Source organism: Polaromonas sp. CT11-55, assembly GCF_047303325.1.
Lineage (GTDB): Bacteria > Pseudomonadota > Gammaproteobacteria > Burkholderiales > Burkholderiaceae_C > Polaromonas.
Genome location: NZ_JBKBEX010000034.1, coordinates 22,025 through 44,517 on the forward strand (window position 1 = coordinate 22,025; position 22,493 = coordinate 44,517).

Annotated in this window: 23 protein-coding genes; 15 read left to right on the forward strand and 8 right to left on the reverse strand. The window is 64.9% G+C overall.

All coding sequences use genetic code 11. The features are described 5' to 3' along the window. Complete coding sequence (locus ACEN8I_RS22095) at nt 1-954, reverse strand: LysR family transcriptional regulator (protein ID WP_413330758.1); 954 nt, start codon at nt 952-954, stop codon at nt 1-3. Between the two features lie 157 nt (nt 955-1,111). Between ACEN8I_RS22095 and ACEN8I_RS22100 the strand changes: the two genes are divergently transcribed. The 11 genes from ACEN8I_RS22100 (at nt 1,112) to ACEN8I_RS22150 (ending at nt 10,605) form a co-directional block, all read left to right on the forward strand. Beyond that, nucleotides 1,112-2,098 carry a Bug family tripartite tricarboxylate transporter substrate binding protein gene (locus tag ACEN8I_RS22100; RefSeq protein ID WP_413330759.1) on the forward strand — a complete coding sequence of 329 codons (987 nt, stop codon included), beginning with the start codon at nt 1,112-1,114 and terminating at the stop codon, nt 2,096-2,098. A gap of 12 nt (nt 2,099-2,110) precedes the next feature. Continuing rightward, on the forward strand, nt 2,111-3,151 hold the full coding sequence (locus ACEN8I_RS22105; RefSeq protein ID WP_413330760.1) for a 4-hydroxythreonine-4-phosphate dehydrogenase PdxA: 1,041 nt from the start codon (nt 2,111-2,113) through the stop codon (nt 3,149-3,151). 39 nt (nt 3,152-3,190) lie between these two features. Next, nucleotides 3,191-4,363 (forward strand): L-rhamnonate dehydratase, encoded by a 1,173-nt coding sequence (locus tag ACEN8I_RS22110; protein WP_413330761.1) that lies wholly within the window; start codon nt 3,191-3,193, stop codon nt 4,361-4,363. Between the two features lie 5 nt (nt 4,364-4,368). Further along, nucleotides 4,369-5,286: a dihydrodipicolinate synthase family protein gene (locus tag ACEN8I_RS22115; protein ID WP_413330785.1), complete on the forward strand. Its 918-nt coding sequence runs from the start codon at nt 4,369-4,371 to the stop codon at nt 5,284-5,286. 65 nt (nt 5,287-5,351) lie between these two features. Next, nucleotides 5,352-6,296, forward strand: coding sequence for a YncE family protein (locus ACEN8I_RS22120; RefSeq protein ID WP_413330762.1), 945 nt, complete (start codon nt 5,352-5,354; stop codon nt 6,294-6,296). Nucleotides 6,297-6,312: 16 nt separating this feature from the next. Further along, nucleotides 6,313-7,224, forward strand: coding sequence for an amidohydrolase family protein (locus ACEN8I_RS22125; protein ID WP_413330763.1), 912 nt, complete (start codon nt 6,313-6,315; stop codon nt 7,222-7,224). A gap of 82 nt (nt 7,225-7,306) precedes the next feature. Further along, nucleotides 7,307-8,758: an aldehyde dehydrogenase family protein gene (locus tag ACEN8I_RS22130; protein ID WP_413330764.1), complete on the forward strand. Its 1,452-nt coding sequence runs from the start codon at nt 7,307-7,309 to the stop codon at nt 8,756-8,758. Between the two features lie 14 nt (nt 8,759-8,772). Continuing rightward, a complete protein-coding gene (locus tag ACEN8I_RS22135) occupies nt 8,773-9,192 on the forward strand; it encodes a hypothetical protein (RefSeq protein ID WP_413330765.1) in 420 nt (139 codons plus the stop codon). Next, nucleotides 9,189-9,488, forward strand: coding sequence for a DUF705 domain-containing protein (locus ACEN8I_RS22140; RefSeq protein WP_413330766.1), 300 nt, complete (start codon nt 9,189-9,191; stop codon nt 9,486-9,488). Before ACEN8I_RS22135 ends, ACEN8I_RS22140 begins: the two co-directional genes overlap by 4 nt. Then, entirely contained in the window at nt 9,436-9,975 is a 540-nt protein-coding gene (locus ACEN8I_RS22145) for a hypothetical protein (RefSeq protein ID WP_413330767.1), read from the forward strand. Before ACEN8I_RS22140 ends, ACEN8I_RS22145 begins: the two co-directional genes overlap by 53 nt. Before the next feature lie 33 nt (nt 9,976-10,008). After that, nucleotides 10,009-10,605, forward strand: a complete 597-nt coding sequence (locus ACEN8I_RS22150; protein WP_413330768.1) for a DUF6151 family protein — start codon at nt 10,009-10,011, stop codon at nt 10,603-10,605. Here ACEN8I_RS22150 and glmM read toward each other — a convergent pair. From glmM to ACEN8I_RS22170, 4 genes are all read right to left on the reverse strand, one after another. Beyond that, nucleotides 10,602-11,933 (reverse strand): phosphoglucosamine mutase, encoded by a 1,332-nt coding sequence (glmM, locus tag ACEN8I_RS22155; RefSeq protein ID WP_413330769.1) that lies wholly within the window; start codon nt 11,931-11,933, stop codon nt 10,602-10,604. The genes ACEN8I_RS22150 and glmM overlap by 4 nt on opposite strands. 93 nt (nt 11,934-12,026) lie before the next feature. Next, entirely contained in the window at nt 12,027-12,884 is an 858-nt protein-coding gene (gene folP, locus ACEN8I_RS22160; protein ID WP_413330770.1) for a dihydropteroate synthase, read from the reverse strand. Between the two features lie 121 nt (nt 12,885-13,005). Continuing rightward, nucleotides 13,006-14,928: an ATP-dependent zinc metalloprotease FtsH gene (gene ftsH, locus ACEN8I_RS22165; RefSeq protein WP_413330771.1), complete on the reverse strand. Its 1,923-nt coding sequence runs from the start codon at nt 14,926-14,928 to the stop codon at nt 13,006-13,008. A 147-nt stretch (nt 14,929-15,075) separates the two neighbouring features. Continuing rightward, the gene (locus tag ACEN8I_RS22170) at nt 15,076-15,831 is read right to left on the reverse strand and encodes an RlmE family RNA methyltransferase (protein ID WP_413330772.1); all 756 of its coding nucleotides are present in this window, start codon (nt 15,829-15,831) and stop codon (nt 15,076-15,078) included. 42 nt (nt 15,832-15,873) lie between these two features. Here ACEN8I_RS22170 and ACEN8I_RS22175 point away from each other — a divergent pair, with 42 nt between their 5' ends. The 3 genes from ACEN8I_RS22175 to ACEN8I_RS22185 all read left to right on the forward strand — a co-directional run bounded on the left by ACEN8I_RS22175 (nt 15,874) and on the right by ACEN8I_RS22185 (nt 19,293). After that, nucleotides 15,874-16,350 carry a YhbY family RNA-binding protein gene (locus ACEN8I_RS22175; RefSeq protein WP_413330774.1) on the forward strand — a complete coding sequence of 159 codons (477 nt, stop codon included), beginning with the start codon at nt 15,874-15,876 and terminating at the stop codon, nt 16,348-16,350. A 119-nt stretch (nt 16,351-16,469) separates the two neighbouring features. After that, on the forward strand, nt 16,470-18,530 hold the full coding sequence (locus ACEN8I_RS22180; protein ID WP_413330775.1) for a M3 family metallopeptidase: 2,061 nt from the start codon (nt 16,470-16,472) through the stop codon (nt 18,528-18,530). 106 nt (nt 18,531-18,636) lie between these two features. After that, on the forward strand, nt 18,637-19,293 hold the full coding sequence (locus ACEN8I_RS22185; RefSeq protein ID WP_413330776.1) for a glutaredoxin family protein: 657 nt from the start codon (nt 18,637-18,639) through the stop codon (nt 19,291-19,293). 71 nt (nt 19,294-19,364) lie between these two features. On the opposite strand, the gene rpiA is transcribed toward ACEN8I_RS22185, so the two are convergent. Further along, nucleotides 19,365-20,036, reverse strand: coding sequence for a ribose-5-phosphate isomerase RpiA (rpiA, locus tag ACEN8I_RS22190; RefSeq protein ID WP_413330777.1), 672 nt, complete (start codon nt 20,034-20,036; stop codon nt 19,365-19,367). Nucleotides 20,037-20,154: 118 nt separating this feature from the next. Between rpiA and ACEN8I_RS22195 the strand changes: the two genes are divergently transcribed. Then, nucleotides 20,155-21,207 carry a quinone-dependent dihydroorotate dehydrogenase gene (locus tag ACEN8I_RS22195; RefSeq protein ID WP_413330778.1) on the forward strand — a complete coding sequence of 351 codons (1,053 nt, stop codon included), beginning with the start codon at nt 20,155-20,157 and terminating at the stop codon, nt 21,205-21,207. Here ACEN8I_RS22195 and xth read toward each other — a convergent pair. Together xth and ACEN8I_RS22205 are read right to left on the reverse strand one after the other, a co-directional pair. Then, nucleotides 21,204-22,019 carry an exodeoxyribonuclease III gene (gene xth, locus ACEN8I_RS22200; RefSeq protein ID WP_413330779.1) on the reverse strand — a complete coding sequence of 272 codons (816 nt, stop codon included), beginning with the start codon at nt 22,017-22,019 and terminating at the stop codon, nt 21,204-21,206. The two genes, ACEN8I_RS22195 and xth, sit on opposite strands and share 4 nt — an antisense overlap. 10 nt (nt 22,020-22,029) lie before the next feature. Further along, complete coding sequence (locus ACEN8I_RS22205) at nt 22,030-22,278, reverse strand: hypothetical protein (protein WP_413330781.1); 249 nt, start codon at nt 22,276-22,278, stop codon at nt 22,030-22,032. Nucleotides 22,279-22,493 lie beyond the last annotated feature (215 nt).

Here is a 22,493-nt window from a genome sequence, read left to right on the forward strand (position 1 = left end):
TCAGCCGGCAGGCCTGCTCCCATGCAACGCCGCCAGGAAAAACCGCGCCGCCTCGCTCAGCGGCCTGTCCTTGCGCGTGATGCTGCCGAAGGCTTCCATCTTGTGGCGGATAAAACAGGGCAATATCACCAGCAGGCCGTGGCGCGCGTAGGTGTCGGCAATCGACTGCGGCATGACGCCGACCATTTCGGTTTCAGCGATCAGGTTGGTGGTGGTCAGGATAGAGGCCGTCTCTATCAGGCCCTTGGGTGACGGCGCCTGCAGCATGCGGAACTCCTGCTCCAGCACCTCGCGCATGGGGCTGCCGGTGGGCTGCAAAATCCAGCCGTAGCCCAGCAGGTCAGCGAACTTCACGGCTTTCTTTTTGGCCAGCGGATGCCGCACGCCCACCACCAGGGCCAGGGCCTCGTTCTCCAGCGGGGTGAAGCTGTAGTCGGCGCGGTGCTCGTCGCGTATGCGGCCTATGGCGACGTCGAGCACACCCTCGCGCAGCAGCTCGAACAACCGGTCGCTGGTGTCCATGGTGATATCGACCGACAGCAGCGGATAGGCTTTTTTGAGCGCGATGATGGCCTGCGTGAGCAGATTGGGCGAAGGCGCCATGATGCTGCCGACCGACACGCGGCCCGAGCCGCCCTGCTCCAGTTCGGCGAGTTCGCGCGTCATCGATTCGACCGAGCCGCGCATGCCGCGAAAGTAGCGCAGCACGCTGGCGCCGGCCGGCGTGAGTTTTTGCCCGCGGCCCACGCGCTCGAACAGGCGCTGGCCCAGCGCGGACTCCAGCTCCTGGATCATTTTGGTGGCGGCCGGCTGCGTCATGCCAAGCTCGGCCGAGGCCTTGCGCAGCGTGCCGTGCTCGCCCACGGCCAGGATCAATGCCACTTGCCGCATGCGCAGGCGGTTCAGCAGTTGCGGGATGGAGGATGCGCGGGATGCATGGGATGAGGCGGGCATGGTGGTCGCTTTCGATGCTGATTTCAATTGATCACCGCAGGTTATCAAATAATCAGGGATTTTCAATTTACGTTAAGTGTCGCCGTCCCTACCATCAGGGCACTCGTTCCAGCTTTCCTGCGCTTTCCCCACAACAATGACCCGGAGACAAAGACCCATGCCCCGCCTGAAATCCCTGCAATTTCTCCCCGCCTTGCTGGCGGCCGCCTGCGCTCTGGTCGCGGCCTCCCCCGCCCTGGCACAGGCGCAGGAATGGCCCGCCAAGCCGCTGCGCATCCTGGTGGGCTCGGCCCCGGGCGGCGGCACCGACGCCATGGCGCGCGCCGTGGCCGACCGGCTGGGCCCGCTGCTCAGGCAGCCCGTGGTGGTCGAGAACCGCCCCGGCGCTTCCAACACCCTGGCGGCCGACCTCACGGCCAAGTCCACCGACGGCCATACCCTGCTGATGGGCGTCTCGACCGCGCACGCAATCGCGCCGCATCTGCTCAAGCTGGGCTATGACAACAACAAGGACCTGGTCCCCGTGGTCTTTGTGGGCGCGGTGCCCAATGTACTGGTGGTCAACAACGCGCTGCCGGTTGATTCGGTGCAGTCGCTGATCAAGCTGGCCAAGAGCAAGCCCGGCCAGCTCAATTACGCGACCAGCGGCTCGGGCAGCACCCAGCACATCGCGGCCGAACTCTTCAAGGACCAGGCCGGCGTCTTCATCACCCACATCCCCTACCGCGGCAGCGGCCCGGCGCTGATCGACCTGGTGGCCGGCCAGGTGCAACTGAGCTTTGACACCATGCCGTCCGTCATCGGCCAGATCAAGAACGGCCGCATCAAGCCCCTGGCCGTGGCCAGCGCCAAACGCAACCCGCAATTGCCCAATGTGCCCACCATGGCCGAAGCCGGCCTCAAGGGCGTGGAGATGAGCGCCTGGTACGGCATCTACATGCCGGCCTCCACACCCAAGGCGGTGCAGGAGCGCGTCTACACCGAAGTGAGCAAGGTGCTGGCCATGCCTGAAACGCAAGCCCGGCTGGGCGCCATAGGCGCCGACCTCACGCCCATGACGCAGGCGCAGTTCGCGCAGTTCCACGCCGATGAAAACAAGCGTTATGGTGAGCTGATCGCCCGGAAAAACATCAAACTCGACTGATTGGATCAACGCATGAGCAACACGCAGACGCCGCCCGCAGCCCTGCCCGTGGTCGCCCTCACGCTGGGCGACGCGGCCGGCATAGGCCCCGAACTGATCGCCCGGCTGCTGGCGCAACCCGGCATCACCGCAGGTGCCAACATCGTGCTGGTGGGCGACAACTGGCTCTGGCAACAGGGCCAGCTCACCGCTCGGCAAACCGTGGCCACACAGGCCGTCACCAGCCTGGACCAGGTGCGCGGCCGCGCCGACACCCGCCTGCCGGCTTTCCTGGCCACAGACACGATTCAAGCGGCACAGGTGCAGCGCGGCCAGGCACAGGCCGCCTGCGGCGCGGCCGTGCTGCAGGTGCTCAACCTCTGCATGGACGGCGCCAAACGCGGCGAAGTCGACGCGATCTGCTTCGCCCCACTGAACAAACAGGCCATGAAGCTGGGCGGCCTGAAGCACGAAGACGAGCTGCACCACTTCGCCGAATACCTGGGCGTGACCGGCTACTTCTGCGAGTTCAACACCCTGGGCGATTTGTGGACATCGCGTGTCTCATCCCACATCCCGCTCAAAGACGCGGCGGCCATGCTGAGCAAACAACGCATCGTCGATGCGGCAAAGTTGATCTACGCCTCGCTACAGGCCAGCGGCAATGCCCATCCCAAAGTTGCGGTGGCGGCCTTTAACCCGCATGGCGGCGACGGCGGTGTCTGCGGGCGCGAAGAGATCGACATCATCGAGCCCGCCGTGGCCGAGCTGCGCGCCGCCGGCGTGCCGGTGGACGGCCCCTTCCCGGCCGACACCATCTTTTTGAAAGCACGCGACGGCCTTTACCACGCTATCGTCACCATGTACCACGACCAGGGCCAAATCGCGATCAAGCTCATGGGCTTTAGCAAAGGCGTGACGGTGCAGGGCGGCCTGCCGGTGCCTATCACCACGCCGGCCCATGGCACGGCCTATGACATTGCGGGCCAGGGTGTGGCCGACGTGAATGCCACCCTCAATGCATTCCGCATTGCCCAGCGCATGGGTGCGGCTCGGCTGCGGCCCGTTGCCTGAGCTTCCTCTTTTTCTTTTTTAAAACGCTAGAGAACCAATATGAAAATCAAATCCGTACGCGCACGCGTCTTCGAATGGAAAGGCAAGACCGTTCCACCCCAGGGCAATTTCTGCTCCAACGCCATGGACCTGGTCTACTCCAACACCGAGACCATGAGTACCTTCCGCTTCCACTCGTGGACGGTGGTGGAGATTGAAACCGACGACGGCATCGTCGGCCTGGGCAACGTCGCGCTGGCGCCGCACATCGCCAAAGCCATCATCGACCAGTACCTCACGCCGCTGGTGCTGGGGCAGGACCCCTGGGACTATGAATACCTGTGGCAGCGCATGTACCGCGCCACCCACGCCTGGGGCCGCAAGGGCGTGGCCATGGCCGCGATCTCGGCGGTGGACATCGCCATCTGGGACATTCTGGGCAAGTCGGTGGGCAAGCCGGTGTTCAAACTGCTGGGCGGCCGCACCAAGGAAAAGATTCCCTGCTACTACTCCAAGCTCTACCGCACCGACATCAAGGCCATGCAGGACGAGGCGCAAACCTACCTGGACCAGGGCTTCACCATGTTCAAGTCGCGCTTCGGCTACGGCCCGGCGCACGGCACCAAAGGCGTGGCGGAAAACCTGAAGGCCGTCGAGGCGCTGCGCGAAGTGATCGGCTACGACAACGACTTGATGCTCGAGTGCTACATGGGCTGGAACCTTGAATACGCCAAACGCATGCTTCCCAAGCTCGAGAAATTCCAGCCGCGCTGGGTCGAAGAACCCGTGATTGCCGACGACATCGACGGCTATGCCGAGCTGAACCAGCTGACCAGCATCCCGATCTCCGGCGGCGAGCATGAGTTCAGCCTTTATGGCTTCAAGCAGCTGCTCGACAAAAAAGCCGTGTCCGTGGTGCAGTACGACACCAACCGCGTGGGCGGCATCACGGCCGCGCACAAGATCAACGCACTGTGCGAGGCCTATAGCGTGCCGGTGGTACCGCATGCCGGGCAGATGCACAACTACCACCTGACCATGAGCACCCTGGCCTCGCCCATGAGCGAATACTTCCCGATGTTCGATGTGGAAGTGGGCAACGAGCTGTTTTATTACATCTTCGACGGCGAGCCCGTGGCCGAGAACGGCTTTTTGCAGCTTGACGACAACAAGCCCGGCCTGGGCCTGACCATGAAGACCGAGTTTCTCAAAGACTTCAACATCGTCGAATGAGCACCATGGCTGCCAGGTACCAGGGCGTGTTTCCGGTGGTGCCCACCACCTTCACCGACGCGGGCGAGCTCGATCTGGAAAGCCAGAAGCGCTGCGTCGATTTCATGATTGACGCGGGATCGACCGGCCTGTGCATACTCGCCAACTTTTCCGAGCAGTTTGTGCTGTCGGACGAGGAGCGCGAAGTGCTGACCGCGGCCATCCTCAAACATGTGGCGGGCCGAGTGCCGGTGATTGTGACCACCACCCACTTCGGCACCCGGGTCTGCGCCGAACGCAGCCGCCGCGCGCAGGACCTGGGCGCGGCCATGGTCATGGTGATGCCGCCCTACCATGGGGCCACCATTCGCGTTCCGGAAGAAAAGATCTACGAGTTCTTCGCCACGCTGTCGGCCGCGATCGACATTCCCATCATGATCCAGGACGCGCCCGTCAGCGGCACACCGTTGTCAGCCACCTTCCTGGCGCGCATGGCCAAGGAGATACGCAACGTCGCCTACTTCAAGATCGAAACGCCGGGCGCGGCCTCCAAGCTGCGCGAACTGCTGCGCCTGGGCGGCAACGCGATTGAAGGCCCCTGGGACGGCGAGGAAGCCATCACCCTGCTACCCGACCTGGAGGCGGGTGCCACCGGTGCAATGACGGGCGGCGGCTACCCTGACGGCATACGCAGGATCATGGACGCCTGGGCGGCCGGCCGGCGCGAAGAGGCCGCGGCTGAATACGCACGCTGGCTGCCGCTGATCAATTACGAAAACCGCCAGGGCGGCATCCTCACGGCCAAGGCCTTGATGAAGGAAGGCGGCGTGATCGCCTGCGAGGCACCGCGCCATCCTTTCCCCGCCATGCACCCGGAGGTGCGCAAGGGCTTGCTGGCCACCGCGCGCCGGCTGGACCCGCTGGTGCTACGCTGGGGCAAATAGGCGCTTCAGCCGCCTGCCGGCGCAGGCTTCGTTTCCTTTCTGGCTCCCCCATTTTCAGGACATCCATGCCGCTTCGGGAAACACTCTTGCTGGTGCAAAAATGCGCCCATACCTTCAGCTTTTACGACCTCGCCACGGGCTTGCCGCAAAAGCACATCGTGCTGCCGAATTTTCCGCATGAGTTCACGGTGGACGCGGCGCGCGGCCTGGCCTATGTGGGCCACTACGGTATAGAAACGGCCAGCCACCTGGGCGACATGGGCGGGCACTCGGTGTTTGTGATCGACCTCGCGCGGCAAGAACACGTGGCCACGCTGAACCTCTGGCCTTACTACCGGCCGCATGGCCTGACGGTGGATGGGCAGGGGCGGCTGTTTGTCATGTCGGAGGCGCACAACGTGCTGCTGCGCTTTTCAGACCCGGCGAAGGTGTTTGTGCCGGATCTCGCCGTGCCCTCGGGCGGCTACAAGACGCACCTTTTCGCACTGACCAAGGACGCGCAGACCGCCTACGCGCTCAACCTGCTGTCCAACACCGTGACCAAGATCAAACCCAACGACCCGACCTTCACGCCGGTGGCCATGGTGCCCGGACCGGTGCCCGAGGGCAATGTGCTGTCGGCCGACGAGTCGCTGCTCTATGTGGCCAACCGCGGCGACGACAGCATTGTGGCCGTGGACACCGCGACCATGAAGGTCGTGGCCCGGGGCAACACACGGCGTGACCCCAACCGCGTCTACCGCTTCAAGGGAGCGCAGGGCCAGGACCTGCTGCTCACCACCAACTCGGGCGAACATTCGCTCTCGGTCTTCGGCACTGACCTGCAGGAGCAGCGCTGTTTCGCCCTGCCCAGCAACCCGCTGGCCCTGTCTTTCCACCCGGTGGACCGCGCGGTTTATATCTCCTTCCAGGACGACACGGTGCGCCGCCTGGATCTCGACAGCTTTGAGTTCGGGCAGCAGATCAAGACCCTGCGCGAACCCGATTCATCCTACGTCTGGCGGCATTGAGGCCATGATGCCGGCGATGCCCGTCGTCGATGCCCACCACCACCTGTGGGACCTGTCGCGCGGCCACTATCCGTGGCTGCAGGAAGCCTATGACCCCGAGGCCTTTTTCCTGGGCGAGTACCGGGCTCTCTGCCGCGACTTCCTGGCGCCCGACTACCGCGCCGCCGCGGGGCCTTGCGAGGTGATCGCGACCGTGCATGTAGAGGCCGAGCGCAGCCGTGATGAACAGCTCGCCGAAACCACCTGGCTGCATGAAGTGCATGCGACGCACGGTTTCCCCAATGCCGTGGTCGCCCATGCCTGGTTTGACCGCCCCGACAGCGAGGAACACCTGCTTGCACAGTCTCGCTTTCCGCTGGTGCGCGGTATACGCAGCAAGCCGGTGACCTCGACCTCACCGGCGCACAGCGTCAAAGGCCAGCCCGGCACCATGCAGGACGAGGCCTGGCTGCGCGGCTTCTCGCTGCTTGAAAAGTATGGCCTGCGCTGGGACCTGCGCGTGCCGGCCTGGCATTTGCCCGAGGCGGCCGAGGTGGCGGCCCTGTTTCCCAAGGTGCCCATGGTCCTGAACCACCACGGATTTGCCTGGGACCGCAGCGAAGAAGGCCTCAAGCGCTGGCGCGGCTGGATGGAGACGCTGGCCCGGCAGGAGAACGTGCACGTCAAGCTCTCGGAGTTCGGCCTGCGCGACCGGCCCTGGGATCTCCAGGAGAACGCGCGAATTGTGTATGAAACGATTGCAATTTTTGGATGGCAGCGCTGCATGTTCGCCAGCAACTTTCCGGTGGCCGGCCTGCGTATCAGCTACCCGGACCTGGTTGGCAGTGTGGCCGGTATGCTGGCCCACCTGCCGGGTCACCAGCAACATGCGATGATGTGCGCCAACGCCCTGCGTTTTTATGCGATTGATGTGACGCCGCCCTTGTGAGACCGCTTTTGTGAAACGGCCTACGCGCCCACCTCGTCCTTTCGTCATTCATGAATCAAGTTCAACTCCTGGAAGCACACCCATGACCACAAAACACGACAACCTCATCAACGGCCAATGGCTGGCCGGCAACAGCTACAGCCCCAACCTCAACCCCAGCAACCTGGCCGACGTGATCGGCGAATACACGCAGGCCGATGCGGCCGGCCTGGATGCGGCGGTGAAGGCCGCGCAAGCGGCTTTCCCGGCCTGGTCGACCTCGGGCATACAGGCGCGCTCGGACGCGCTGGACAAAATCGGCACCGAGATCCTCGCGCGCCGCGAAGAGCTGGGCACCCTGCTCTCGCGCGAAGAAGGCAAGACCAAACCCGAAGGCATAGGCGAGGCCACGCGCGCCGGCCATATCTTCAAGTTCTTCGCCGGCGAATGCCTGCGCCTGTCGGGCGAAACCATTCCCTCGGTGCGTCCCGGCATAGGCGTGGAGATCACGCGCGAGCCCGTGGGCGTGGTCGGCCTGATCACCCCCTGGAACTTCCCCATCGCCATCCCGGCCTGGAAGATCGCGCCCGCACTGGCCTTCGGCAACTGCGTGGTCTTGAAGCCCGCCGACCTGGTGCCCGGCAGCGCCTGGGCGCTGGCCGAGATCATCTCGCGCTCCGGCATCCCGGCCGGCGTGTTCAACCTGGTCATGGGCCCGGGCCGCGTGATCGGCGATGCGCTGGTCAACCACCCCGGCGTCAACGCCATCAGCTTCACCGGCTCGGTCGGCGTGGGCAGCCGCATCGCCGAGACCTGCGCGAAAAACCTCAAAAAAGTGCAGCTCGAAATGGGCGGCAAGAACCCGCAAGTCATCCTCGACGACGCCGATCTCACGCAGGCCGTTGAGCTCAGCGCGCAGAGCGCCTTCTACTCCACCGGCCAGCGCTGCACCGCGTCCAGCCGCCTCATCGTCACCGACGGCATTTACCCGGCGTTCGTCAAAGCCCTGCAGGAACGCATGGCCCGCATCAAGGTCGGCGACGCCCTCACGGCCGGCACCGACGTGGGCCCGGTGTCCTCGCAGGCGCAGCTCGAGCAGGACTTAAGTTACATCGAGATCGGCAAGGCCGAGGGCGCGACCCTGGCCTTTGGCGGCGCGCGCATCCCCTGCCATACCGGCAGCGGCGCCGAAGGTTATTACATGCAGCCCGCCCTCTTCAGTGAAAGCACGGCCGGCATGCGCATCAACCGCGAGGAAATCTTCGGCCCTGTCGCCAGCATCATCCGCGTGAAAGACTACGAAGCGGCCCTGGCCACTGCCAACGACACGCCTTTCGGCCTCTCGGCCGGCATCGCCACCACCAGCCTCAAATACGCGACCCACTTCAAGCGCCACAGCCAGGCCGGCATGGTCATGGTCAACCTGCCCACCGCAGGTGTGGACTACCACGTGCCCTTCGGCGGCCGCAAGGGCTCCAGCTACGGCCCCCGCGAGCAGGGCAGGTACGCGCAGGAGTTTTTCACGACGGTGAAGACGGCGTATACGCTGGCTTGAGAGTAGCGCCGGTCATGCGGACGACACGGCTACCCAAAGTGCTGCTGGCGCTGACGGCGGCCTACTTTCTCACCAGCCTCGGCCACTTCAGCCATAACGCCGAGTTCATCTGCGAATACCCGAACCTGCCGGTCTGGCTCACTCGCGCGCAGGTCTATGCGGTGTGGGCGGCCATCACCTCTGTGGGTGCACTAGGTTTGTTCATGATGCGCAAGAAGTTCATGGCCACGGGCCTGCTGCTGGTGGCCGTTTACGCGGCGCTGGGTTTTGACGGGCTGGGCCACTATGCGGTGGCGCCCCTGGAACTGCACCCCTTGATGGCCAATGTCACGATTCTTTCGGAAGTTGTTGCCGCCGCGCTGTTGCTGCCGGTGGCCTTGTGGCTGCTGGCGTCGCATACGCTTCGCAAAGCACGGACTACTCAACCTTCATGACCGCACAAATCATTTTTGTGGATGTCGATGACACCATGGTCCGATCCGTGGGTGCGAAGCGCATTCCCATGCCAGCCGTGATTGCCCAGGTCAAGCGACTCAAATCCGAAGGCGCGACCTTGTTTCTCTGGAGTTCCGGAGGCGCCGAGTACTGCAAAACCACGGCCCTTGAGCTCGGGATCAGCGACTGTTTTGACGGCTACCTGCCCAAGCCCACAGCCTATATTGACGACCAGCCCGTGCATGAATGGCGGTTTTGCCAGCATCTTTATCCGTCGCAGGCTGAAAGTGCTTGAGCGAATAGTCGACCCCGCAAACGCTTCGACTGAAGAGGTGTCTTTCGGCAAGCGGCAAGCCGTCCGCCATCGGATCGACGGCGCCCTCCTGGGCTGCGTTTTCCTTCTTGTCGTTCCCGCAGTGCTTCTTGGCCCCATTGTCTTTGGCGGCCTTTCCCTGCAAGCGCTCCCAAGGTGGGCAATACTTACGTCAATCGCCAGCATCATCCTTGGTGCATGGCACTTGGCAACCTCGGCATTTGCGCTGGAGGAAGACCTGGAATTCATCACCACTTATTTCCAGGCGCAGGATGCAGCACCCGTCGTACTGCCCTTTGCCCTCTACGTTGGCACAAGATCGATGTACCGCCGCTTCTTTGCACCTGCGTATGTCGCGCGGCAACGATGGCTGGCAAGGCGCGGTGCCAGGAAACAAATTGATATCCCGGTGGATGAAGTGCAGCCGCGTGGGAAGTCTTTCCCGGATACCATTCCAACCGAGTCCTAGCCCCTAGACCTCCGTTACACCGAGCGCCCCGCCATGAACCACCCCCTGCACTGCCAATGCGGCACCCTACAAGGCCAAGTCAGCCACACCGAATCCGTGTGCCGCGGCGTCTGCTACTGCAAGGACTGCCAGGCCTATGCGCACTTCCTGGGCAAGGCGGACGAGATCCTTGACGAGATGGGCGGATCGGACGTTGTCGCCACGCTTCCCCAGCACGTCAGCTTCACACAAGGCGTGGAAAAGTTGACCTGCATGTCCCTGAGCGACAAAGGCATGCTGCGCTGGTATGCGAGCTGCTGCAACACGCCCATCGGCAACACCTCGCGTGACTTCAAGGTTTCGCATGTCGGGCTGCTGCATAACTGCCTGGAAGATTCCTCGACCAGCCTGGACAGCGCTTTCGGCCCGGTGCGCATGCGGGTCGGCATGAAAAGCGCCAAGGGCGCGCCCAAGGCCATGGCGCTCAGCACCACGGTGGCCATCCTCCAGTTCATGGCCAGGCTGATACGCGCCAGGCTGGACGGCAGCTACAAGCGCACGCCCTTCTTTGACCCGGAGACGGGCAAGCCGCGCGTATCGCCCAAGGTGCTGACGCCGGATGAACGGGCCCGCCTGATGCAGGCGGTTTAAGACCGCACCGTATCCGCCACGCGCTCGGCGCAGCGCTTCGCCTGGGCCGCGTCGCGGGCCTCGACCATCACGCGCAGCAGCGGCTCGGTGCCGCTGGCGCGTATCAGCAGGCGGCCGGTGTCGCCGAGTTCGGCTTCCACCGTTTTGCTCATGTCCGCCAGGGACTTGCTGCTCTGCCAGTCCTGACCGGGCTCGAGGCGCACATTGATCAAGGTCTGCGGGAACAGCTGGACCTCGCTGAGCAGTTGGGCAATGGTCTTGCCGCTGCGCACGCAGGCCTGCAGCACCTGCAGGGCGCTGATCAGGCCATCGCCGGTGGTGTGCTTGTCGAGCGCGAGCAAATGGCCCGACCCCTCGCCGCCCAGCAGCCAGCCGCGCTTGTCGAGTTCTTCGAGTACATAGCGGTCGCCGACCTTGGCGCGCACGAACTCCACGCCCTTCTTCTTGAGCGCAACTTCCACGGCCATATTGGTCATCAGCGTGCCAACAGTGCCGGGGACTTTTTCGCCGCGTGCCAGGCGCTCGTTGACCATGAGGAAGAGCACTTCGTCCCCGTTGAAGAGGCGGCCGTCGGCGTCCACCATCTGCAGGCGGTCGGCATCGCCGTCCAGCGCAATGCCGTAGTCGGCCTTGTAGGCCTGGACGGCCTTGATCAGCGCCTCGGGGTGCGTGGCGCCGACTTCGTGGTTGATGTTCAGGCCGTCGGGCGCGCAGCCTATGGAGATGACCTCGGCGCCCAGTTCATGGAACACCATGGGCGCGATGTGGTACGCAGCGCCGTGGGCGCCATCGACCACGATCTTCAGGCCTTTGAGCGTGAGGTCGTTGGCAAAAGTACTTTTGCAGAATTCTGTGTAGCGGCCGGCCGCGTCGTCCAGGCGACGCGCCTTGCCCAGGTTGGCCGAATCGGCCCAGACGGGAGGCTCGTCGAGGGCCGCTTCCACGGCGAGCTCCCAGGCGTCGTCGAGCTTGGTGCCCTGGGCGCTGAAGAACTTGATGCCGTTGTCGGGGTAGGCGTTATGGCTGGCGCTGATGACCACGCCCAGGCTGGCGCGCTGGGCGCGCGTGAGGTAGGCCACGCCCGGCGTGGGCAGGGGGCCCAGCAGCACCACGTCGACGCCGGCCGAGTTAAAGCCCGACTCGAGCGCGCTTTCGAGCATATAGCCCGAGATGCGCGTGTCCTTGCCGATCAGCACCGTGGGGCGGGTCTCTTTCTTGCGCAGCACGCGGCCCACGGCGTGCGCCAGGCGCAGCACAAAGTCGGGGGTGATGGGCGGCTGGCCCACCGTGCCGCGGATGCCGTCGGTGCCGAAGTATTTTCTGGTCATGGAGTCTTGTCCCTGTGGAGCTTGTTGTTCTGCAAATGTGGGGCTATTTTAGGGGGGGCCGCCCTGCCCGCCTGTCAGTCAAAGACTGAAAAATCAGGTGGCGGCCATCCAGACCTTCAAGGCCTGCACGGTTTCTTTCACGTCGTGCACACGCACGATGCGCGCGCCGCGGTCCACGGCCAGCAGGGCCGCCGCGACGCTGGGCACCATGCGGTCGGCCACGGCTAGCTGGGCCACGGCGGCCAGCGAGGTGCTGGTGACGGCGGCCAGGGACGACTTGCGCGACCAGGCGGCCAGCAGCGGGTAACCGATGGCGAGCAATTCCTGCTGGCGCGCCAGCAGCGCGAAGTTCTGCGCCACGGTTTTGCCGAAGCCTATGCCCGCGTCGAGCACGATGCGCGGCCTGGCGACGCCGGCGGCCAGCAGGCCGGCCGCGGCGGCCTCGAGAAAGTCGCGCACCTGCGGCACCACGTCGCCCTCCATGGGCGCGACCTGCATGGTCTGCGGCTCGCGGTGCATGTGCATGAGGCAGACGCCGCAGCTCGGATGCGCGGCCACCACTTCAGCCGCGCCGGGTTTGCGCAGGGCCCAGATGTCGTTGATGACGTCGGCGCCCAGGTCCAGCACGGCCTGCATGACCTCGGGCTTGTAGGTATCCACGGACAGCGGTACGCCCAGCGTGGCCGCGTGGCGCACCACGGGCAGCACGCGCGCGAGTTCTTCTTCCAGCGGCACGGGCGGCGCGCCGGGGCGCGTGGACTCACCGCCTATGTCCAGCAGCTCGGCGCCGTCCCTGAGCAGCTTTTCGCAATGGGCGAACACGCCGGCAAAACCGCTGCCTTCGCTGAAGTACTTGCCGCCGTCCGAAAAGGAGTCGGGCGTGACGTTGACGATGCCCATGACGCGGGGCTTGGCGAGGTCGATTTGGAAGCGGGAGGTTTGCCAGATCATGGTGTGGTGTCCTCTCAGGAAAATTGTTGCCGCCTTGTTACGGCGTCCAGAATGAAAAAACCGGGGACTGGCCCCGGTTGTGGTGACTGCCCGGCAGTCACGTTGTGTTCATCAGCTGGCCTCAGGCCACCGTGGGCGCCGGGTCGGCGCTGACGGCCGGCGTGCCGCCCGAGGGGCCGCCGCCACCGCCGACGGAGGAGTTGCGCGGCGTCCAGTCCTTGGGCGGGCGCGGCTCCTTGCCGGCCATGATGTCGTCGAGCTGGTCGCCGTCTATGGTTTCCCATTCGAGCAAGGCCTTGGCCATGGCGTGCATCTTGTCCTGGTTGTCCTCGATCAGCCTGCGCGCCAGGGCGTATTGCTGGTCGATGATGCGGCGGACTTCGCCGTCGACCTTTTGCAGGGTCGACTCGCTCATGTTGTTGGTCTTGGTGACCGAGCGGCCCAGGAACACTTCGCCTTCGTTCTCGGCGTAGACCATGGGGCCCAGGGCCTCGGTCATGCCGTAACGCGTGACCATGTCGCGGGCTAGAGCCGTGGCGCGCTCAAAGTCGTTGCTGGCGCCGGTCGTCATCTGGTTCATGAAGACTTCCTCGGCGATGCGGCCGCCGAACAGCATGCTGATCTGGCTCAGCATGTACTCGCGGTCGTAGCTGTAGCGGTCCTGCGCGGGCAGGCTCATGGTCACGCCCAGCGCGCGGCCGCGCGGAATGATGGTGACCTTGTGGACCGGGTCGCACTTGGGCAGCATCTTGCCGAGCAGTGCGTGGCCGGACTCGTGGTAGGCCGTGTTGCGGCGCTCTTCCTCGGGCATGACCATGCTCTTGCGCTCGGGGCCCATGAGGATCTTGTCCTTGGCTTTTTCGAAGTCCTGCATCTCGACGGTGCGCGCGTTGCGGCGCGCGGCCATCAGGGCGGCTTCGTTGCAGAGGTTGGCGAGGTCGGCGCCGGACATGCCGGGCGTGCCGCGCGCGATCACGCTGGCATTCACGTCCTGGCCCAGCGGCACCTTGCGCATGTGCACATTGAGGATCTGCTCCCGGCCGCGGATGTCGGGCAGCGTCACATAGACCTGGCGGTCGAAGCGGCCGGGGCGCAGCAAGGCGGCGTCGAGGATGTCGGGGCGGTTGGTGGCGGCCACCACGATCACGCCGACATTGGTTTCAAAGCCGTCCATCTCGACCAGCATCTGGTTCAGGGTCTGCTCGCGTTCGTCGTTGCCGCCGCCCAGGCCGGCGCCGCGCTGGCGGCCGACCGCGTCGATTTCATCGATGAAGATGATGCAGGGGGCGTTTTTCTTGGCGTTCTCGAACATGTCGCGCACGCGGGCAGCGCCCACGCCGACGAACATTTCAACGAAATCGGAGCCGGAAATCGAGAAGAAAGGCACTTTGGCCTCGCCGGCGATGCCCTTGGCCAGCAGGGTCTTGCCGGTGCCCGGGGGGCCGACAAGCAGCAGGCCGCGCGGAATGCGGCCACCCAGTTTCTGGAATTTCTGCGGGTCTTTGAGGAAGTCGACAACTTCCTTGACTTCTTCCTTGGCCTCGTCGCAGCCCGCGACGTCGGCGAAGGTGACGGGGTTGGTGGACTCATCCAGCATGCGCGCCTTGGACTTGCCGAAGCTGAACGCCCCGCCCTTGCCGCCGCCCTGCATCTGCCGCATGAAGTAGATCCATACGCCTATCAGCAGCAGCATGGGGCCCCAGCTGATCAGCAGCGAGGTGAGCAAAGAGGTTTCTTCGCGGGGCTTGACGTCGAACTTGACGTCGTTGGCGATCAGGTCGCCGACCAGGCCGCGGTCCAGGTAGGTGGCCGTGGTGCGGACCTTGCGGTCGTCCACGGTGGTGGCCGAGATCTCGGTGCCGCCCTGGCCTTCGGCGATGGTCGCCTGCTTGATGCGCTTGCCCCGCACCTCTTCCAGGAACTCGGAGTAACCCAGGTAGTTGGAACCGGCGCCGCCACGTGTATCAAATTGCTTGAATACGGTGAACAGCACCATGGCGATCACCAGCCAGATTGCAATTTTGGAAAACCACTGATTGTTCAAGGACTACTCCGGTGTAAGAACAAAAGTCACATGCGCCTGATTTTAGGCCTTTCAAGGGCCAAAACAGCTTAACCCGGTCCCGGCCCCTGGTTTAAAGCGGGATTAAGTCCGCTACCGCTGGCAAGGCCTAGGGGAAAGCCCGTGGTTTCAGGCCCGTTTTTTCAGCCCCCGCCCTATCAAAAAGGTCTCCGACGAGCCCGGGCGAGAGGCCTTGGGCTTGAGCGGCTTGACGACCTTGAAGGTATCGCGGAACAGTTTGACCAGCTGGTCGTAACCGCTGCCGTGGAACAGCTTGACCACCAGCGTGCCGTCCGGTTTCATGCGGTTCTGGGCGAATTCCACGGCCAGCTCGATCAGATGGGCGATGCGGGCCGCGTCGGCCGACTCGATGCCCGATAGATTGGGCGCCATGTCCGAAATCACCAGATCCACCTGGATCTGGCCGTCGGGGCCGGCCAGGGTGTCCTCCAGCTGCTGCAGCACCTCGGCCTCGCGGAAATCGCCCTGGATAAAGGTCACGCCCTCGATCGGCTCCATGGGCAGCAGGTCCAGCCCGATGATGCGGCCGTTGAGCGTGCCGGCCGCCGCGCCCGCGGGAGACAGCTTGCGCCGCACGTACTGGCTCCAGGCGCCGGGCGTGCTGCCCAGGTCGACCACGCAGTCGCCCGGCTTCACCAGGCCGAAGGTTTCGTCGATTTCCTTCAATTTGTAAGCGGCGCGGGCCCGATAACCCTCTTTCTGGGCGAGCTTCACATAGGGGTCGTTGATGTGCTCGTGCAGCCAGGCTTTGTTGACTTTTCCCTTGCCGCCGGCCTTCACGGCGGTTTTGCCGGCCGCCTTGGCGGCGGCCTTGGCATCGGTCTGGACGCCGGGCTTGAAACCGGTCTTGGCATTTACTTTCATGGGGCCTATTGTCCTCTCCCGGACTCGCCCGATAATTGGGCCATGGCTCAAATACAACTTACCCCCGCCCAGCGCAAGGACCACCGCGCCGATGCTCACCACCTGAATGCCGTCGTGATGATAGGTTCCGACGGGCTGACGCCCGCCGTCAAGAAGGAAACCGACGCGGCGCTCAAGGCCCACGGGCTCATCAAGGTGCGGGTGCAGTCGGACGACCGCGCCGGCCGCGAGGAAATCTTCCAGACCCTGGCCGACGAACTCAATGCCGCGCCCATCCAGCACATCGGCAAGCTGCTGGTGCTCTGGCGCCCCATGCCGCCCAAGGAAAAAAAGGTCAACGAAGACCGCATGCCCGGCCCGCGCGACGTCAAGGTGCTCAAGAACAGCTCGCGCCACGGCCAGCGGCCCGAAGTCAAAACCCTGCGCGTGCTGGGCAACCAGCGCCTCACGCCGGGCGGCACCGTCAAGCGGGCCAAGAAACCCCAGCTCAAAAGCGTCAAGAAAAGCGCGCAGGGCTGATGCGCCCCCGCCCCGCGGCCCACAAAAGGCCCCGGGGCAATCGCTTCGATAGCGACATTCTTCTGGCCGCTCGGCCGCCAAGCCTTTAGATTTAAGAATTTCGCCCACAGCTACCCGCCATGACCAATCCCCTCCTCGATTTCTCCAATCTCCCGCTGTTCGACCGCATCCAGCCCGAGCATGTGGGCCCCGCCGTCGACGAGCTGATGGCCAAGGCCGATACGGCGCTCGAAACCGTCACCGCGCCGGATTTCCCGGCCACCTGGACCGGCATCGCCCGCGTGCTGGACGTCGCCACCGAAAACCTGGGCCGCGCCTGGGGCGCCGTGAGCCACCTCAACAGCGTGGCCGACACGCCCGAGATGCGTGCCGCCTACAACGCCGCCCTGCCGCGCGTGACCGAGTTCTGGACCCGCCTGGGCGCCGACGAGCGCCTCTACGCCAAGTACAAGGCCATTGACGTGGCCACCCTGAACGCCGAGCAGCGCCAGGCCCACAAGAATGCGATCCGCAACTTTGTGCTCTCGGGCGCCGAACTGCAGGGCGCAGCCCGCGAGCGCTTCGCGCAAATCCAGGAGCGCCAGGCCGAGCTGAGCCAGAAATTCAGTGAAAACGCCCTGGACGCGACCGACGCCTTCGCCTACTACGCCACCGAAGCCGAAATCGCCGGCATTCCGGCCGACGTGCTGCAGGCCGCGCGCGCCCAGGCCGAAGCCGAAGGCAAGGCCGGCTACCGCCTGAGCCTGAAGATGCCGAGCTACCTGCCCGTCATGCAGTTCGCCACCAGCGGCAAGCTGCGCGAAACGCTTTACAAGGCCTACACCACACGCGCCAGCGACCAGGCCGCGCCCGAATTCAGCAAGTTCGACAACAGCGCCATCATGAAAGAGATCCTCGCGCTGCGCCTGGAGGAAGCCCAACTGCTGGGCTACCGCAATTTCGGCGAGGTCTCGGTGGTGGCCAAAATGGCCCAGTCCCCCGACGAAGTGATCACTTTTTTGCGCGACCTCGCGCGCCGCGCCCGCCCCTACGCCGAAAAAGACGTGACCGACCTGCGCGCCTTCGCCGCCAGCCAGCTCGGCATGGCCGAACTCCAGCCCTGGGACTACGCCTATGTCGGCGAAAAACTCAAGGAAGCGCGCTACGCCTTCAGCGAGCAGGAAGTCAAACAGTACTTCACCGCGCCCAAGGTGCTGGCGGGCCTGTTCAAGATCGTCGAGACCCTGTTTGAAGTCGCCATCCGCAAGGATTCGGCACCGGTGTGGAAACCCGGCGTGGAGTTTTATCGCATTGAACGCAACGGCGAACTTGTCGGCCAGTTCTACCTCGACCAGCCGGCGCGCACCGGCAAACGCGGCGGCGCCTGGATGGACGACGTGCGCGCCCGCTGGCTGCGCCCCGACACCGGCAAGCTGCAAACCCCGGTCGCCCACCTGGTCTGCAACTTCGCCGAAGGCGTGGGCGGCAAGCCCGCGCTGCTCACGCACGACGACGTGACCACGCTGTTCCACGAATTCGGCCACGGCCTGCACCACATGCTGACCCAGGTCAACGAGCGCGACGTCTCCGGCATCAGCGGCGTCGAGTGGGACGCGGTCGAACTGCCCAGCCAGTTCATGGAGAACTTCTGCTGGGAATGGGACGTGCTCAAGCACATGACGGCGCACGTCGAGACCGGCGCGCCGCTGCCGCGCGCGCTGTTCGACAAGATGCTGGCCGCCAAGAACTTCCAGAGCGGCATGCAGACGCTGCGCCAGGTCGAGTTCTCGCTGTTCGACATGCTGCTGCACACCTCGCACAAGCCGGCCGACGACCTCATGGGCCTGCTGAACGAGGTGCGCCGCGAAGTGGCGGTGATCCCTTCGCCGCCCTACAGCCGCACCGCGCATACTTTCAGCCACATATTTTCGGGCGGTTACGCCGCCGGGTATTACAGCTACAAATGGGCGGAAGTCCTGTCGGCCGACGCCTACGCCGCCTTCGAGGAAACGGCTACAGTCGCGCCCTCGGCGTCGGGCGACGATGGCGGCAAGACCACGGTCACGGTGGAGACCGGCCGCAAGTACCGCAAAGCCATCCTGGAGGCCGGCGGAAGCCGCCCGGCGATGGAGTCTTTCAAGGCCTTCCGGGGCCGCGAACCCTCGATTGATGCTTTGCTGCGTCATCAGGGTATGGCCTGACACCGTCAAAACGCCTAAAACGTTGTGAGACTTCCAGGGCCTGCGTTAAGCTTGCCTTTTGAGTTTGCTCTTTCCGCCACCCGTATCTGAGACGAATGGAACACCCATGAACATAAATGCCGTGAAATCCCTCGCGCCCCATGCCCTGCTGGCCCTGGCAGTCGCCGCGGGCGGTCTTTTTTCGCCCCTGGCGCAAGCCCAGCAGGTCTACCGCATCATCGGTCCCGACGGCAAGGTGACCTTCTCCGACCAGCCGCCTCCCGCAGCAGCCGGCGCCAAGGTCAGCGCGGGCACCCCTGGCGGGGGTGGCTCGGCCCCCACCGGACTGCCCTTCGAACTGCGGCAGGTTGCCAGCAAATACCCGGTGACCCTGTATTCCGGCGAAAATTGCGGCCCCTGCGCCGCCGCCCGCACCATGCTGACCAACCGCGGTGTCCCATTTTCCGAGCGGACCGTCACCAGCAACGAGGACATCAAGGCACTACAACGGCTTAGCGGCGACACCTCGCTGCCCTTCGCCACCATTGGCAGCCAGCAACTCAAGGGCTTTTCCGACGTGGAGTGGACGCAATTCCTGAACGCCGCCGGCTACCCCCCCACATCGGTGCTGCCGCCCAGCTACCGCCCGCCGGCTGCCACACCACTGGTTGCCGTTACCGCGCCGCCGGCCGCGAACAACGGCGCAGCCCGTACCGCCACGGCGCCCGCACCCGCAGCCCCTCCGCCGCCGGCAGCGGACAACCCGGCCGGCATCAAGTTCTAGGCAGGCCTGCTCCCCAAACGCAAACGCCGGGTTTCCACCCGGCGTTTTGCTTTCCGGACGGGGCCGGAAGCTCAGAACACCAGCGTCTTGACGCCGCCCGGCGTGCCCAGCAGGCACACATGGGCTTTCTGGAAGGCGAACACCCCCACCGTCACCACGCCCGGCCATTGGCTGACCTGGGATTCAAAAGCCAGCGGGTCGGTGATCTTCAGGCCGGTCACGTCCAGGATGTGCTGGCCGTTGTCGGTCACCAGCGGCTTGCCGTCCTTCAGGCGCAGCGTCGCCGTGCCGCCCAGGGCTTCGAACTGTCGCGCGATGCGTTTGGCGGCCATGGGAATCACCTCGACCGGCAGCGGGAAGCTGCCCAGGGCCGCCACCAGCTTGGACTCGTCGGCGATGCAGACAAACTTGCGCGACTGTGCGGCCACGATTTTTTCGCGCGTGAGGGCCGCGCCGCCGCCCTTGACCATGTAGCCCGCGTGATCGATTTCATCGGCGCCGTCGATGTAGACACCCAGCTCATCGACCTCGGTCGCGTCGAAGACCTTGATGCCCAGCGCCTGCAGGCGCTCGGTGGAGGCGACCGAGCTGGACACCGCGCCCGCGATGCGGTCCTTCATGGTGGCCAGCGCGTCTATGAATTTGTTGACCGTGGAGCCGGTGCCGACGCCGACAATGCTGCCTTCTTCCACGTAGTGCAGGGCCGCCTGGCCGACCAGGGTTTTGAGTTCGTCTTGGGTCATGGGAGTATTGGGAGGGATGAATCGGGAGGGTGAAACGTGTTTTGCGACAATCGGGGCTCTTGCCCGGGGTTCCAGTGGTACACCGGGCCATTCACAGCCATCTGTCCCGAATTATCCAATGTCCCTGCTCCCCTACGCCCTGGCCCGCCCCTTTTTGTTTGGGCTGGATCCCGAAACCGCCCACGAGCTGACCATGGCCTCGCTGGCGCGCACCCAGGGCACGCCGCTGGCCCTGGCCTACCTGTCCAGCCGCGTCAGCGACCCGATCGAGCTGGCGGGCCTGAAGTTTCCAAACCGTGTCGGCCTGGCCGCGGGCCTGGACAAAAACGCCCGCTGCATCGACGGCCTGGCCGCCATGGGCTTTGGTTTTGTCGAAGTCGGCACCGTCACGCCCAAGGGCCAGCCCGGCAATCCCAAGCCGCGCATGTTCCGCCTGCCCGAGGCCAACGCGCTGATCAACCGCCTGGGCTTTAACAATGAAGGGCTGGACGCCTTTTTGGCCAATGTCCGGCGCTCCAGCGTGCGCAAGCCCGGCGCGCAGGGCGGCCTGCTGCTGGGCCTGAACATCGGCAAGAACGCCGCCACGCCGATTGAAAACGCGGTGGACGACTACCTCATCTGCCTGGACGGCGTCTACCCGCATGCCGACTACGTCACCGTCAACATCTCCAGCCCCAACACCAAAAACCTGCGCGCCCTGCAAAGCGACGAGGCGCTGGACGCGCTGCTGGGCCGCATCGCCGAGCGCCGCGAAACACTCGCCAAACAGCATGGCAAGCGCGTGCCCATCTTCGTGAAAATAGCACCCGACCTCGACGAAGCCCAGGTGGCCGTCATCGCCGCCACACTCAAGCGCCACGCCATGGACGGCGTGGTCGCCACCAACACCACGCTCAGCCGCGAAGCCGTCAAGGGTATGCGCCATGCCGAGGAAGCCGGCGGCCTGAGCGGCGCGCCCGTGCTCGAAGCCAGCAACCGCGTCATCAGCCAGTTGCGCGCGGCGCTGGGCAAGGACTTTCCCATCATCGGCGTGGGCGGCATCCTGAGCGGCGCCGACGCCGTCTCCAAGATCAAGGCCGGCGCCGACGTGGTGCAGATCTACACCGGACTGATCTACAAAGGCCCGGAACTCGTCACCCAGGCCGCGCAGGCGATCAAGAAAAGCCGCTAAGGCTTGGCGTGCTTTTTCGGCGCGGCCTTCTTTTTAGCCGCCGCCCCCAGTTCCACCCACACAGGCGCGTGGTCGCTGGCGTGCTCTTGCCCGCGCACCCAACTGTCCACGCCGGCCGCCTTCAGGCGCGGCGCGAGCTCGGCGTTCAGCAGGATGTGGTCTATGCGCAGCCCCGCGTTGCGCTGCCAGTGCTGGCGAAAGTAATCCCAGAAGGTGTAGATGCGCTCGCCCGGGTGCAGCGCGCGCAGGCTATCCACCCAGCCCTGCGCCAGCAGCTTCTCGTAAGCCGCGCGGCTTTCAGGCTGCATCAGCGCGTCACGCTGCCATGACTTGGGGTTGTACACGTCCAGGTCTGTCGGGATCACATTGAAGTCACCCATCAGCGCCACCGGATGGCTCGACGCGTAAAGCGCCTTGGCATGCGCATGCAGCCGGCTGAACCAGGCCAGCTTGTAATCGAACTTCGGGCCGGGCTGCGGGTTGCCGTTGGGCAGGTAAAGGCAGGCCACGACGATGCCGTCCACCGCGGCTTCGAGGTAGCGGCTCTGGTCGTCGGACGGGTCGCCGGGCAGCTCGCGGCGTATTTCAACCGGCGCCTGGCCTTTGGCGAGGATGGCCACGCCGTTCCACGAGCGCTGGCCCTTCCACAAGGCCTCATAGCCCGCCTCGCGCAGCGCCTGGTGCGGAAACACCCCGTCCAGCGCCTTGAGCTCCTGCAGGCAGGCCACGTCGGGCGCGTCTTTCTCCAGCCAGGCCAGCAGCTGCGGCAGGCGCGTCTTGATACCGTTGACGTTGAAGGTCGCGAGCTTCATCAGGCACAGCTTAAACGCCGGGCGATGGTTTCCCCCGGCCCGCCTTGCGCCGGAAGGCCTCGGCCCCGCCGCTGCCGCCGCCATCGGGGAAGTCGTGCTGCTTGAGCGCCCCGTCGGGGCCGGGCTTCATGGGCCGTTCAATCAAGGCGCCGGCATCGTTGCCGTCGGCAGCGTCATCGGGTTCGCTGCGCGGAGGATGGGGCGCGGTCGCGCCTTCGCCGGTCTTGGCGCGTGTGGGGCTGGTGGTGTTTTTGGGCATGGCTTCAAAGTAGCAGTCTTGCCGCACGCCCCGTGTCGGACAACACCGCGAGGCTTCAGGGTAAGCACCGAGTGCCGATAGAGGCTGTCCCCTAGAGTACCCCGCGAGCTTTGCCCCGCACCGCCTTGCGACTACGATGCAGGCAGTTTTGACAGGAGACCTGCTTGTGGCCGCGACCCCATCTTCCCCTTCCCCATCCACCTCCTCCCCCTATC